This window comes from Streptomyces fagopyri, from assembly GCF_009498275.1.
GTDB classification, from domain to species: Bacteria; Actinomycetota; Actinomycetes; order Streptomycetales; family Streptomycetaceae; genus Streptomyces; species Streptomyces fagopyri.
Genome location: NZ_CP045643.1, coordinates 5,097,288 through 5,110,373 on the forward strand (window position 1 = coordinate 5,097,288; position 13,086 = coordinate 5,110,373).

General features: G+C 70.8%; 12 protein-coding genes. 8 read left to right on the forward strand and 4 right to left on the reverse strand.

Translation table 11 applies throughout. The features are described from left to right. Window positions 1–18: 18 nt before the first annotated feature. Together GFH48_RS21980 and GFH48_RS21985 are read left to right on the forward strand one after the other, a co-directional pair. Window positions 19–1,296 (forward strand): sensor histidine kinase, encoded by a 1,278-nt coding sequence (locus GFH48_RS21980; RefSeq protein ID WP_153289890.1) that lies wholly within the window; start codon window positions 19–21, stop codon window positions 1,294–1,296. After that, window positions 1,293–1,973, forward strand: a complete 681-nt coding sequence (locus GFH48_RS21985) for a response regulator transcription factor (RefSeq protein WP_009340348.1) — start codon at window positions 1,293–1,295, stop codon at window positions 1,971–1,973. The genes GFH48_RS21980 and GFH48_RS21985 overlap by 4 nt, the downstream gene beginning before the upstream one ends. Window positions 1,974–2,189: 216 nt before the next feature. Here GFH48_RS21985 and GFH48_RS21990 read toward each other — a convergent pair whose 3' ends face one another. Then, window positions 2,190–2,855: a copper chaperone PCu(A)C gene (locus GFH48_RS21990; RefSeq protein WP_153289891.1), complete on the reverse strand. Its 666-nt coding sequence runs from the start codon at window positions 2,853–2,855 to the stop codon at window positions 2,190–2,192. Between the two features lie 644 nt (window positions 2,856–3,499). Between GFH48_RS21990 and GFH48_RS22000 the strand changes: the two genes are divergently transcribed. The 6 genes from GFH48_RS22000 to GFH48_RS22025 all read left to right on the forward strand — a co-directional run bounded on the left by GFH48_RS22000 (window position 3,500) and on the right by GFH48_RS22025 (window position 10,114). Continuing rightward, window positions 3,500–3,982, forward strand: coding sequence for a CarD family transcriptional regulator (locus GFH48_RS22000; protein ID WP_003953493.1), 483 nt, complete (start codon window positions 3,500–3,502; stop codon window positions 3,980–3,982). Window positions 3,983–4,370: 388 nt separating this feature from the next. Continuing rightward, window positions 4,371–5,123, forward strand: a complete 753-nt coding sequence (gene ispD / locus GFH48_RS22005) for a 2-C-methyl-D-erythritol 4-phosphate cytidylyltransferase (RefSeq protein WP_153289892.1) — start codon at window positions 4,371–4,373, stop codon at window positions 5,121–5,123. Beyond that, the gene (gene ispF / locus GFH48_RS22010; RefSeq protein ID WP_153289893.1) at window positions 5,113–5,646 is read left to right on the forward strand and encodes a 2-C-methyl-D-erythritol 2,4-cyclodiphosphate synthase; all 534 of its coding nucleotides are present in this window, start codon (window positions 5,113–5,115) and stop codon (window positions 5,644–5,646) included. The genes ispD and ispF overlap by 11 nt, the downstream gene beginning before the upstream one ends. 163 nt (window positions 5,647–5,809) lie before the next feature. Next, window positions 5,810–7,210, forward strand: a complete 1,401-nt coding sequence (gene cysS, locus GFH48_RS22015) for a cysteine--tRNA ligase (RefSeq protein ID WP_153289894.1) — start codon at window positions 5,810–5,812, stop codon at window positions 7,208–7,210. Window positions 7,211–7,312: 102 nt separating this feature from the next. Continuing rightward, window positions 7,313–8,254, forward strand: a complete 942-nt coding sequence (gene rlmB, locus GFH48_RS22020) for a 23S rRNA (guanosine(2251)-2'-O)-methyltransferase RlmB (RefSeq protein ID WP_153289895.1) — start codon at window positions 7,313–7,315, stop codon at window positions 8,252–8,254. A gap of 117 nt (window positions 8,255–8,371) precedes the next feature. Next, window positions 8,372–10,114, forward strand: coding sequence for a DoxX family protein (locus GFH48_RS22025; RefSeq protein ID WP_153289896.1), 1,743 nt, complete (start codon window positions 8,372–8,374; stop codon window positions 10,112–10,114). Window positions 10,115–10,191: 77 nt separating this feature from the next. Here GFH48_RS22025 and GFH48_RS22030 read toward each other — a convergent pair whose 3' ends face one another. The 3 genes from GFH48_RS22030 to GFH48_RS22040 all read right to left on the reverse strand — a co-directional run bounded on the left by GFH48_RS22030 (window position 10,192) and on the right by GFH48_RS22040 (window position 12,855). Continuing rightward, the gene (locus tag GFH48_RS22030) at window positions 10,192–10,923 is read right to left on the reverse strand and encodes a nucleotidyltransferase family protein (protein WP_153289897.1); all 732 of its coding nucleotides are present in this window, start codon (window positions 10,921–10,923) and stop codon (window positions 10,192–10,194) included. 117 nt (window positions 10,924–11,040) lie between these two features. Next, the gene (locus GFH48_RS22035) at window positions 11,041–11,490 is read right to left on the reverse strand and encodes a hypothetical protein (RefSeq protein WP_153289898.1); all 450 of its coding nucleotides are present in this window, start codon (window positions 11,488–11,490) and stop codon (window positions 11,041–11,043) included. 228 nt (window positions 11,491–11,718) lie between these two features. Further along, window positions 11,719–12,855 (reverse strand): ABC transporter ATP-binding protein, encoded by a 1,137-nt coding sequence (locus GFH48_RS22040; protein ID WP_153289899.1) that lies wholly within the window; start codon window positions 12,853–12,855, stop codon window positions 11,719–11,721. Window positions 12,856–13,086: the final 231 nt, after the last annotated feature.

Below are 13,086 nucleotides of genomic sequence, written 5' to 3' on the forward strand. Positions count from 1 at the left end.
CATGCCTAACCTGGAGGCATGGACGTGAACGCGGCGGTCGCCGCAGCGGCAGCGATCGCCGGAGTGCTCACCGGTGTCATCGCCATGCTGGCGTTCCGCTGGAGCGAGCGCGACCAGAAACGCCCCACCCGCACCTCCCTCCACACGGACCCAGTGCTTCCGCCAGGTGTCGACACGGTTCTCTCCGTGCTCCGCTCCTCCGCCGTGGTGCTCGACGAGGCCGACGCCGTCGTCAAGGCCAGCTCCGCCGCGTACGCCCTCGGGCTGGTCCGCGGGGGCAAGCTCGCCGTCGAGCCGATGCTGCAGATGGCGCGTGACACCCGCCGGGACGGCGAGATACGCCAGGTCGAACTGGATCTGCCGAGAAGGGGCACGGGGCGCGGTGAGGCGCTGGCCGTCTCCGCGCGCGTCGCGCCGCTGGGCTCCCGACTCGTACTGCTGCTGGTCGAGGACCTCACCGAGGCGCGGCGCATCGAGGCCGTACGCCGCGACTTCGTCGCCAACGTGAGCCATGAGCTGAAGACCCCCGTCGGCGCGCTCTCCCTGCTCTCCGAGGCCGTGATGGACGCCTCGGACGACCCGGAGGCCGTGGAGCGTTTCGCCGGGCGCATGCAGATCGAAGCCACCCGGCTCACCAATCTCGTGCAGGAGCTCATCGACCTGTCGAGAGTGCAGAACGACGACCCCCTGGAGGACGCCGAGCCCGTGCGGGTCGGCGAACTCGTCGCCGAGGCCGTCGACCGGTGCCGCCACCAGGCCGGCACCAAACAGATCACCATGGCCGCCGGTGGTACCGCCGAGCTGAGCATCTGGGGAAACCGCGGCCAGCTGGCCGCCGCCCTGGGCAACCTCGTCGAGAACGCCGTCAACTACTCGCCCGCCCGCACCCGGGTGGGCATAGCCGCGCGCCGGGTGACCGCGCCCGGCGGAGACCTCATCGAGATCGCCGTGACCGATCAGGGCATCGGCATCTCCGAGAAGGACCGGGAGCGCGTCTTCGAGCGCTTCTACCGCGTCGACCCGGCCCGTTCCCGCCAGACCGGCGGTACGGGCCTGGGCCTCGCGATCGTCAAGCACGTGGCCGCCTCGCACGGCGGGGAGGTCACGGTGTGGAGCTCCGAGGGTCAGGGCTCCACGTTCACCCTGAGGCTGCCGGAGGCGGGTGCGGCCCGCGACCGCGTGACCGATCACCACATGCCCGGACTCGACGAAGACGACGAGACCGAGCAGCCCGACGGGACGACCACCGTCTCATCCCCGTATGAACCGCTTCCTGCCCCGGAGGTCCTTCCGTGACCCGAGTGCTCGTCGTCGAGGACGAGGAGTCCTTCTCCGACGCCCTGTCGTACATGCTCCGCAAGGAGGGCTTCGAGGTCGCCATCGCGACCACCGGGCCCGACGGACTCGACGAGTTCGAGCGCAACGGCGCCGACCTCGTCCTCCTCGACCTGATGCTGCCGGGGCTGCCCGGCACGGAGGTGTGCCGTCAGCTGCGCGGCCGCTCCAACGTTCCGGTGATCATGGTCACCGCCAAGGACAGCGAGATCGACAAGGTCGTCGGGCTGGAAATAGGAGCCGACGACTACGTCACCAAGCCCTTCTCGTCCCGCGAACTGGTCGCCCGTATCCGGGCCGTCCTGCGCCGCCGGGGCGAGCCCGAGGAGGTCACCCCGGCCGCGCTGGAGGCCGGTCCGGTCCGGATGGACGTCGACCGCCACGTGGTCACCGTCTCCGGTTCCAAGGTCGACCTGCCGCTCAAGGAGTTCGACCTCCTGGAGATGCTGCTGCGCAACGCGGGCCGCGTGCTGACCCGTATGCAGCTCATCGACCGGGTCTGGGGCGCCGACTACGTCGGTGACACCAAGACCCTCGACGTCCACGTCAAGCGCCTGCGCGCGAAGATCGAGCCGGACCCGGGCGCGCCGCGGTACCTGGTGACGGTACGGGGGCTCGGCTACAAGTTCGAGCCGTAAACCGGCCCTCCGGGGAACGGGCGCCCGGAGATCCGGCGCCCGGGAACGGGACACGCCGGCCCTCCGCGGGCCGGCCCTCCACCGGCCGCCGCGCGCGTCTGCCGGACCACGCCGAAGGGCGGTACCCCTGACCGGGGGTACCGCCCTTCGGCGTGGTGCGGACGTCGTGGAGGCGTCGTACGGTGCTGCCCGTCCCGGCGTGCGCCGGGACGCCGGTCACTGGCCGGAAGCGGACTCCGTGGCCGTCCCCGTGGCGGTCGCGCTGGACGAGGCCGAGTCCGACGGCGCGCCCGGCACGGAGTCGGACGGCGAGCCGGAAGCGTCCGGCTCGCCGGTCGCGGAGCCGGTCGCCGTCGCGCCGGGCGCCGCCGGGATGTCGCTCGGACCCCACTTGGTGAAGTAGCTCGCGGCCGGGACGACGAACGCGCGCAGGTTCACCGCACCGGTCTTGCTGAAGGTGAAGGTGACCTTCTGCGCGTTGCCGTCCTTGACGGCCGTCCCCGGGGAGGTCAGCGCCGCGGAGGCGTTGCCCTTGCCGCCGAGGATGACGGCGCCGCCGGCCGGGACGGTCAGCTTGCCCTTGCCCCCGGCGGGGGTGATCTGGGCGGTGGCGCCGGCGATGCTGACGGAGTCCAGGGTCTGTGCGGTGCGGCCGTTGTTGAACAGGGTCGCGGAGATCACCGCCGGGCCCGTGGACGTCGTGTCGGGCTGGGTGATGACGAGGGCGTTCTGGATCTTGATGTCGCCGACGCTGGTCGCCGCGTTGTCCGGCTTGACCTCCAGCGTCTGTGCGTCGTTACCGGCAGCGCACGCGGCGAGCGAGGCGAGCGAGAACGCAATGGCGGCGGCGGCGAGGGCGCCGCGTCGAAGGCTGCTGCTCACGGCGGCGGCAACTCCTTGAACGTGGGCGAAGCAGGGCGACTCCTGTGTAAAGCCGCCCTAAGGGTCTGTCAGCGGCCTTAGGTTACCGAGCCGTTCCCGTGCCACCGCACCCGACCCGCCCCTTCGCCCCCTCGAGCCCCGGCCGGGCCTCGTCGCGCCGTCCGCGCACGCCGCCCGTACGCCGTCCCGCGCGCCGTTCGGAGCCGCCCCGTCGGCCCCTTTGGCCGTCCGCTCGTCCGCCATTCACATAAGTGGCCATGAGATCCGCTCGGGATTTTCGGGTATGGAATCCGTGGCGGACCGGAAAATGGATCATCGGCAGTTCGGTGAGGAGCGTGATCAATTCCGGATTCGTCTCGTACCCGACTCCGGCAACCGAACGGAGTAGCGGAAGTCGAGCTACTGGAGCAGGACAAACCGGGATGTTCGGACCCTGGTCAGGGTCTACAGGTGTGTGTACCGTACGCGTTTCACTTGCCCTGGACAGCCGCTCCCACCTGCGAATACCCTCTTCCGCTCGCCCCTCGCAGCACGTTCCTGTCGCGGTTGTCAAGCCCCGAGATATGCTCTGACCTGCGAAAACGCCATTCAGAAGACGCAGTTTCCGTGTTACCCTGGATAGCCACGGAAGGGGTACCTGTCACATGACGTTCAAGGTTGGCGACACCGTGGTCTATCCCCATCACGGGGCCGCGCTGATCGAGGCTATCGAAACTCGCCAGATCAAAGGCGTGGACAAGACCTACTTGGTGCTGAAGGTCGCCCAGGGCGACCTGACGGTACGTGTGCCAGCGGACAATGCGGAGTTCGTCGGCGTGCGTGATGTGGTCGGTCAGGACGGGCTGGACCGGGTCTTCGAGGTGCTGCGTGCGCCGTACGCCGAGGAGCCCACGAACTGGTCGCGTCGTTACAAGGCAAATCTGGAGAAGCTCGCCTCCGGCGACGTCATCAAGGTCGCGGAAGTCGTGCGTGACCTGTGGCGTCGTGAGCGCGAGCGCGGACTCTCCGCAGGTGAGAAGCGGATGCTCGCCAAGGCCAGGCAGATCCTGGTGAGCGAACTCGCCCTCGCGGAGAACACGAACGAGGACAAGGCCGAGGCTCTGCTCGACGAGGTTCTCGCGTCCTGACGCATACAGCGCCCAGACGGTGGTCGTTCGGACGATGGGCCGGTTCTTCTGTCGTTCGGACGGTAGTCGTTTTGACGTAAGCACAAGGCCGCGCAGTTGTGCAATGAAATGCCGCGGTGCCCGATGACGCAATGGGAATTGCTGTCGCCGGGCGCTGCGGCATGTTCGTACCCGCATCTTCTCGGGAAGCCGGGTCTCCCCGACGTCCCCGCCCCGATAACTTGATGCCCCGATACCTTATGTGCCGGGCCCGGACGGCCGACTCGACCGGATGTCACGGAAGGGTCCGGTCAGGACGTCGCGCCGAGCGCTCCCCCACGCGCCGCGAGCGGGAGGCACGCCAGGGCCATACCCAAGCAGGCCGAGTACACAAACCTGACAGGAACCGATGTCTGACGATTCGCGCCCTTCGCCGTCCGGGACCCCCGTCGCGGCCGTGATTCCGGCCGCCGGAAGGGGCGTGCGCCTAGGTCCGGGCGCCCCCAAGGCGCTCCGGGCGCTGAACGGCACGCCGATGCTCATCCACGCGGTGCGGGCGATGGCCGCCTCCCGTGCCGTCTCGCTGGTCGTCGTCGTGGCGCCGCCCGACGGGACGGCCGAGGTCAAGACCCTGCTCGACGCGCACGCGCTGCCCGAGCGCACCGACTTCCTGGTCGTCGCCGGCGGTGACAGCCGGCAGGTATCCGTGAAGTACGGCCTCGACGCGCTGCCGCCCGGGATCGACATCGTCCTCGTGCACGACGCGGCCAGGCCGCTGGTGCCGGTGGACACGGTCGACGCGGTCATCGAGGCGGTACGGGACGGCGCGCCCGCCGTCGTACCGGCGCTGCCGCTCGCGGACACCGTCAAGCAGGTCGAACCGGCGAGCGTGCCGGGGACGCCGGAGCCCGTCGTCGGCACACCCGAGCGGGCGCGGCTGCGGGCCGTGCAGACCCCGCAGGGCTTCGACCGGGACACCCTCGTACGGGCCCACGACACTGTCACCGACGACGTGACCGACGACGCGAGCATGGTCGAGCGGCTCGGGGAGCGCGTCGTGGTGGTGCCGGGGCACGAGGAGGCATTCAAGGTGACGCGTCCCCTGGACCTGGTCCTCGCGGAGGCGGTCCTCGCGCGCAGGAGGGCGAACGATGGGTTCTGAGGTGTCCGGGACGGCTGCCGCCGGGACGCCGGCCGCCGCCGCGCCGTCGCTGCCGCAGGTCGGTGTGGGTACCGACATCCACGCCTTCGAGGACGGCCGGGAACTGTGGTGTGCGGGGCTGCTGTGGGAAGGGGAGGGGCCCGGTCTCGCCGGACACTCCGACGCCGACGTGGTCGCGCACGCCGCCTGCAACGCCCTCTTCTCCGCGGCCGGGCTCGGCGACCTCGGCGCGCACTTCGGCACCGGACGGCCCGAGTGGTCCGGTGCGTCCGGGGTGACCCTGCTGACCGAGGCCGCGCGGATCGTGCGGGCGGCCGGCTTCGTCATCGGCAACGTCGCCGTCCAGGTGGTCGGGCCCAGGCCGAAGATCGGGAAGCGGCGGGACGAGGCGCAGAAGGTTCTGTCCGAGGCGGTGGGGGCGCCGGTGTCGGTGTCCGGGGCCACCACGGACGGGCTGGGGTTCCCGGGCCGGGACGAGGGGTTGATGGCGGTGGCGACGGCACTGGTGGCCCGCGCGTCCTGAGGGCGCGTGACCCGTCCGGGGAGCGTCAGTCCCCGGGAGCGGGCCGGTGCCGAGGGGGCGCCCGGGACGCAGGTGGCACCCGTGAGGGTCGTATGTCACGAATACGTGCCCCTTGCGCGGGAAGGGTCGCGGGGCACTACCCAGGGGCCACTACCCTGGAGGCGTGACCATTCGCCTGTACGACACCAGCGCCCGGCAGATCCGTGACTTCTCCCCGCTCAAGCCGGGTTGTGTCTCGATCTACCTCTGCGGTGCCACCGTGCAGGCCGCCCCGCACATCGGGCACATCCGCTCGGGTCTCAACTTCGACATCATGCGCCGCTGGTTCGAGTACCGCGGATACGACGTCACGTTCATCCGCAACGTGACCGACATCGACGACAAGATCATCACCAAGTCGGGCGAGCAGGGCCGCCCTTGGTGGGCGATCGGGTACGAGAACGAGCGGGCCTTCAACGACGGCTACGACGCGCTGGGCTGCCTTCCGCCCAGCTACGAGCCGCGGGCGACCGGGCACGTGACCGAGATGGTCGAGATGATGCGCGGCCTCATCGAGCGCGGTCACGCGTACGAGTCCGAGGGCAACGTCTACTTCGACGTACGCTCCTTCCCGGACTACCTGGAGCTGTCCAACCAGGAGCTCGACAACCTGCTCCAGCCCTCCGGCGAGGGCGAGACGGGCAAGCGGGACCCGCGTGACTTCGCCATGTGGAAGGCCGCCAAGCCCGGTGAGCCGACCTGGGAGACCCCGTGGGGGCGCGGCCGGCCCGGCTGGCACCTGGAGTGCAGCGCCATGGCGCACAAGTACCTGGGCAGCGCGTTCGACATCCACGGCGGCGGGCTGGATCTGATCTTCCCGCACCACGAGAACGAGATCGCGCAGGCCAAGGCCTTCGGCGACGAGTTCGCCAAGTACTGGGTGCACAACGCCTGGGTCACCATGAGCGGCGAGAAGATGTCCAAGTCCCTGGGCAACTCCGTACTGGTGAGCGAGATGGTCAAGCAGTGGCGCCCGGTCGTGCTGCGCTACTACCTCGGCACCCCGCACTACCGCTCGATGATCGAGTACAGCGAAGAGGCCCTGCGGGAGGCCGAGTCGGCCTTCGGGCGGATCGAGGGCTTCGTACAGCGGGTGACGGAGATGGCGGGGGGCGTCGTCGAGCCCGCCGCCGAGGTACCGCCCGCGTTCGCCGAGGCCATGGACGACGACCTGGGTGTGCCGCAGGCGCTCGCCGTGGTGCACACCACCGTGCGGCAGGGCAACTCCGCCCTGGCCGCCGACGACAAGGAAGCCGCCGTGGCACGGCTGGCCGAGGTCCGGGCCATGCTCGGCGTTCTCGGTCTCGACCCGCTCGACCCGGCGTGGGCCGTCGAGGGCGACCGCGGCGAGGACCTGCACGGGGTCGTCGACACCCTCGTGGGCCTGGTGCTCCAGCAGCGCGAGGCGGCGCGGGGCCGCAAGGACTGGGCCACCGCGGACGCCATCCGCGACCAGCTCAACCAGTCGGGTCTCGTCATCGAGGACGGGCCGCAGGGACCCCGGTGGACCCTCGGCCCGCGCTGACGGTTTCTTGATCGAGTGTGCCGCCCGGCTCTCCGGGCGGCACACTGCATAGACGAACGTGCACGCGAAGCGTCTGCACACCTCACACAGAACAGGTAGGTCATGGCCGCTAACAACCGCCGCATGTCCGGCAAGAAGGGCGCGCAGGTCGGCAGTGGCGGCCAGCGACGCCGGGGCCTCGAGGGCAAGGGCCCGACCCCGCCGGCCGAGATGCGCAAGGGACACAAGAAGAACCGCGTCGCCAACGTCAAGGCGAAGCAGACCGCCCGCCGTCCCGTGGCGCGCGGGCGTGGCGGCAAGGGCACGTCCGAGATGGTCGTCGGACGCAACCCCGTGGTCGAGGCGCTGCGCGAGGGCGTGCCGGCGTCGATGCTGTACGTGCAGCAGTTCATCGACAACGACGAGCGGGTGCGGGAGGCCCTCCAGCTGGCGGGCGAGCGCGGTGGCATCCACCTCATGGAGGCTCCGCGTCCGGAGCTGGACCGTATGACCAACGGGCTCAACCACCAGGGTCTCGTCCTCCAGGTCCCGCCGTACGAGTACGCGCACCCGGAGGACCTCGCCGCCGCCGCGTACGACGAGGGCCAGGACCCGCTGATCGTCGCGCTCGACGGGGTGACCGACCCGCGGAACCTGGGCGCGGTGGTCCGCTCCACCTCCGCCTTCGGCGGCCACGGTGTCGTCGTGCCCGAGCGGCGCGCGGCCGGGATGACCGCCGGTGCCTGGAAGACCTCGGCCGGCGCCGCCGCCCGTACGCCCGTCGCGCGCGCCTCCAACCTGACGCGGGCCCTGGAGGCGTACAAGAAGGCCGGCCTCGTCGTGGTCGGACTCGCCGCGGACGGCGAGGTCGAGGTCGGTGACCTGGAGGCCCTCGGCGGCCCCGTCGTCATCGTCGTCGGCAGCGAGGGCAAGGGGCTGTCCCGGCTCGTCGGGGAGACCTGCGACTTCCGGGTGCGGATTCCGATGCCCGGTGGCGCGGAGTCGCTGAACGCCGGTGTGGCGGCGGGAGTGGTGCTGTACGAGGCGGCCCGGCGACGCGCCTGAACAGGTGTGCGTGCCGTCACCCCCGTGGGGTGATCGGGATGGTCCGGACGGCCTTGACGCGGTCCGGACACATCGGCGAGGTCAAAGCAGTGTCCTAAACACACGTCACTCGGTTAGATGAGTGTGGACACCAGAACACCCCGCACACCCACGGGGGACCGCTCGTCGGGATTCGACGACGCTCCCGCGCTGAGCATGGTGAAGGTGCCGAGCGATCCGGCGCAGGTCATCGTCAATCATGCGAGTTTCCGCGTGCAGCTGGGCGCTGCGTCGCGACCCCAATCCTCGCGCGTCGCACGGCACTTGAACGCCGGTGGCGCCCCCGGGCGGATGCCCGCCGGCGGTACGGCGGGCAGAGCGGGCGCCGCCGGTACCCGTCGGCGCGCGCCCGTCGTCTGGAGCGGGAAGTCCGCGCCGGACGACACAGGCGCGCACCGACTGCTGCAGGCCGTGCGGAGCACGAGCGTCCGCCACGCCGGGGTGGCCCCGGTGGGCGACGCAGGCGCGACGCAGGTCATCCCGCGTTTCGACGAACACCGCGGCTACGAGGGCGACATGACCGTCGAGACGGTCGAGACGCCGCTCGTCGGCAGCCAGCGCACCCCCTCCTCGTCCGGCTTCGACTCCGGCCGGACCGGAGGGACCTCCCTCGCCGGCGAGGGCCGGCTGCTGCCGAACATGCGCAGCGTCGACAGCGCGTACGACGAACCGCGCTACGGAGGCGGGGAGTTCGCGGACGGCGAGGGCGACGACGGCTACGTCTACGGCTACGAGGACGAGGCCGCCGAACTGCCGGTCAGACGGCACGCCACGGACTCGCTGCGGCACGCGTACTACCCCGGCCGGCGGATGAACCTCGGCGTGGTGCTGCTTCCGCTCCGCGTCTTCCTCGGGTTCATCTCCATCTACGCCGGCATGGGCAAGCTCTGCGATCCCGTCTACTTCGACGGCGGCAAGCGCGGCTCCATGGTGAAGTGGCTGAACACGCTGCACCCCTGGGACGTGGCCGAACCGCTGCGGCAGTTCGCGCTCCAGCACCCGGTCGGCTCCGGACTCGTCATCGCCTTCCTCCAGGTCATCGTGGGCGTGCTCACGGTGCTCGGCCTGTGGCAGCGGGTGGCCGCGGTGGTCGGCGCGATGCTGTCGGCCGCGCTCATCGTCACCGTCAGCTGGAAGACCGTCCCCGCGTACGACGCGCCGGACATCATCTACCTCGCCGCCTGGTCCCCGTTGATCATCGCGGGCGCTCCCGTCTACTCGGTGGACGGACGCCTGGCGGGTGAGGCCTGGCGCACCCTCGGGCCGCGCGCCGACATCTGGGACCTGCGCCGGCGTGTGCTGCGCCGCGGCGCGCTGGTCTCGGCCGTCGTCATCGGGCTCACGCTGCTGGTCGGCTCGCTGCTGGGCGGCGCCGTCCGCGACGCCGACCGGGTGGTCGTGCCGGGACCGGGCGAGGCCCCGCGCAACGAACTGCCCGGCACCCCGCTTCCCCAGGAGCCCGGTACGCCCCAGCGGAAGACCACCAGCCCGTCGGCCTCCGCCAAGGTGCCCACCCACGGCGGTTCCTCCTCGCCGTCGGGTCCGGCCACCACCCCGGGCGCGACCCGCGCGACGGGCGGCACGGTCAGCAGCGGCCCCAGCCGGACCCAGGGCGGCGGTCAGGCGCCCCCGCAGCATTCCGCCCCGGTGCACCGGGCCCCCAGCACGAGCGCGGGCCCGACGTCCACCGGTGGCAGCGGCGGTGGCAGCGGCAGCGGCGGCTCCACGGGCGCCGGCACGGGCGGGACGTCCGGTGGTTCGAGCTCCGGCGGCGGTACGACCGGCGGCTCGGACAAGCTGGTCGGCGGTCTGCTCGGGTAGGTTCCCGGACGGTACGACGACGGGGCCCCGCACATCCGGTGTGCGGGGCCCCGTCGTCACGTGTGCCCGGAAGCCGTTCAGCGCCCGAGCGCGGCGAGCTCCTTGGCGGCCTCCGTGAGGTCCTTCGCCGTGTCGATGGCGCGCCAGTAGGCACCCTGCGGGAGGGAGAAGCCGGCCAGGCGGCGTTCGCGGGCCAGGTGCGGGAACGTGGTGCGCTCGTGGTCGCCGCGCTCGGGGAGCAGACCGGCGAACTCGGCGGAGAAGACGTAGACGCCCGCGTTGATCTCGTAGGTGGTCGGCGGTGACTCGATGAAGTCCGTCACCCGGCCGAAGTCGTCCGTCTCGACGGCGCCCCACGGGATTCGGGGGCGGGCGAGGGCGAGGGTGGCGACGGCGTCGCGCTCGGTGTGGAAGTCCGCCATGTCGCGCAGCGAGAAACGGGTCCAGATGTCACCGTTGGTCGCGTACCAGGGCCGGTCCGGGTGGGGGAGGTGCGCGGCGGCGTACTTGAGGCCGCCGCCCCGGCCCAGGGGTTCCTTCTCCACGACCGTTATGACGTTGACCGGGAGGCGGGCCGAGTCCAGCCAGTCCTGGAGGACCTCGGCGAGGTGGCCGCAGGAGACGACGACGTCGGTCACGCCCTCTTCGGCGAGCCAGGTCAGCTGGTGGCCGATGATCGGGGTCCCGGTGCCGGGGATCTCGACCATCGGCTTGGGCCGGTCGTCGGTGTAGGGGCGCAGTCGGGACCCCTGACCACCGGCCAGGACAACGGCTTGAACGGGGCGCGACGCGGCGTTCGGATCGGTCATGTCCGAACTGTACGTGGCGCCCCGCTGGGGGTTTCTGTCGGCAACCGTTCCCTTAAGCAGCTGTTACCTGGCGTGCGGGAAGGGGCCTTTCCGGCCTCGGAAGAGGCCCCCGCGGGTTCAGAGGTGGGTGGCCGCGACCCCCGATGCGAAGGACGTGTCGCAGACCGGGCGCGCGAACGCCTGGGCGCGCGTCGGGCCGTACGCGCGGACCGCGGCGCGGCCGAGGGCGCGGGCGATGGAGACGCAGTGCTTCGCGAGGGACGGGCGCCCGTTCACCGCCTCCTGGAGGTGGGTGAGGGCGGTTCCCGGGTCCTTCTCCTGGAGTTCGAGCAGGAGCCGGTCGCGCAGGACGTCCTGCGGGGCGCGGGAGACGGCGCGTGCGGAGACGTCCGAGGAGGAGGCGGTGAGCACCGACTCCGAGGAGTTCCCCGACCAGTTGACTCGGGTGACCGCGAGGGTCCCGGAGAGCACCAGGACGACAGGCAGAACGAGGGCGAGGGTGCGGCCGATCCGGCGGGCGGGGCCACGGCCACGCCGGGTCCGTTGGTTAGTGGTGGAGTGCTTCACGCGAGTGAGGGTAGCGCGGGGTGATGATTTGGCGACATTTAGTCACCGGTTCGGGGGATGGGGAAGTGATGGTTTCCCGGTGGCGCGTTGACGTACACGTATCGAAATGACCGGCTTGCCGGGGTATTTGTCGACAACGACGAGGGCCCCGCAGCCTGCTGCGGGGCCCTCGTCGTCAACTTGGGTGAATTCACCCGCTCCGGGGGTGTCGGAGCCGTGCGGGTTGCCTCAGTCGGAGAGGCGCTCGCCCGTGGAGGTCGAGAACACGTGGGTCTCGCCCGGCCGCGGCACGACGTGCAGCGTGGCGCCCTTGTCCGGGACGGCGCGGCCGCTGACGCGGACGACCAGGTCGGTGAGGGTGTCGTCGACCTTGGCGCTGCCGTAGACGTAACCGTCGGCGCCGAGCTCCTCGACGACGTTCACCGTGACGGCGAGGCCGGCCGGGGCGTCCTCGGTGTCCTTCGACAGCGACTTGGCGGCTTCGCCGTTGTGCTCGACGATGTCGAAGTGCTCGGGGCGGACACCGACCGTCACCGTGCGGTCGCCCTTGTCGGCGGCGGCCTTCAGGGCCTCGCGGTTGACCGGCACGACGGAGTTGCCGAACTTCACGCCGCCGTCCGTGATCGGGACCTCGACGAGGTTCATGGCCGGGGAGCCGATGAACCCGGCGACGAAGAGGTTCGCGGGGCGGTCGTACATGTTGCGCGGCGAGTCGACCTGCTGGAGCAGACCGTCCTTGAGGACGGCGACCCGGTCGCCCATGGTCATGGCCTCGACCTGGTCGTGGGTGACGTACACCGTCGTGATGCCGAGGCGGCGCTGCAGCGAGGCGATCTGCGTACGGGTGGAGACGCGGAGCTTGGCGTCGAGGTTCGACAGCGGCTCGTCCATGAGGAAGACCTGGGGCTCACGCACGATGGCGCGGCCCATCGCGACGCGCTGGCGCTGACCGCCGGAGAGGGCCTTCGGCTTGCGGCCGAGGTACTCGGTGAGGTCGAGGATCTTCGCCGCGTCCTCGACCTTCTGGCGGATCTCGGCCTTGTTGACGCCGGCGATCTTGAGCGCGAAGCCCATGTTGTCGGCGACGGTCATGTGCGGGTACAGCGCGTAGTTCTGGAACACCATGGCGATGTCCCGGTCCTTGGGCGGCAGGTGCGTGACGTCGCGGTCGCCGATGTGGATGGAACCGCCGTTGACGTCCTCGAGACCCGCGAGCATGCGCAGGGAGGTGGACTTTCCGCAGCCGGAGGGACCGACGAGGACGAGGAACTCGCCGTCCGCGACGTCGAGCTCGAGCTGGTCGACGGCGGGCTTGTCGCCACCCGGGTAGATGCGGGTCGCCTTGTTGAACGAGACAGTGGCCATGGTGAGGGGCCCCCTTCACCGGCAGGAACGTGCCGGACGATCCGTTGTAAAGGTGGTGTCCACCGCGAACCTCCGCGGTGGTGTAGTCCACAGGAGTGAACTGGTTTCTGGACGGTACCCGCAGTTCACGTGCTCTGTCAGTACCCGCAGCCCTGTGAACTTCGCGATAATTTTCGACAGGGGCCCGCTGTGACGTGGGTACACTGCACGGGCACGCACGCGGCAGGCACG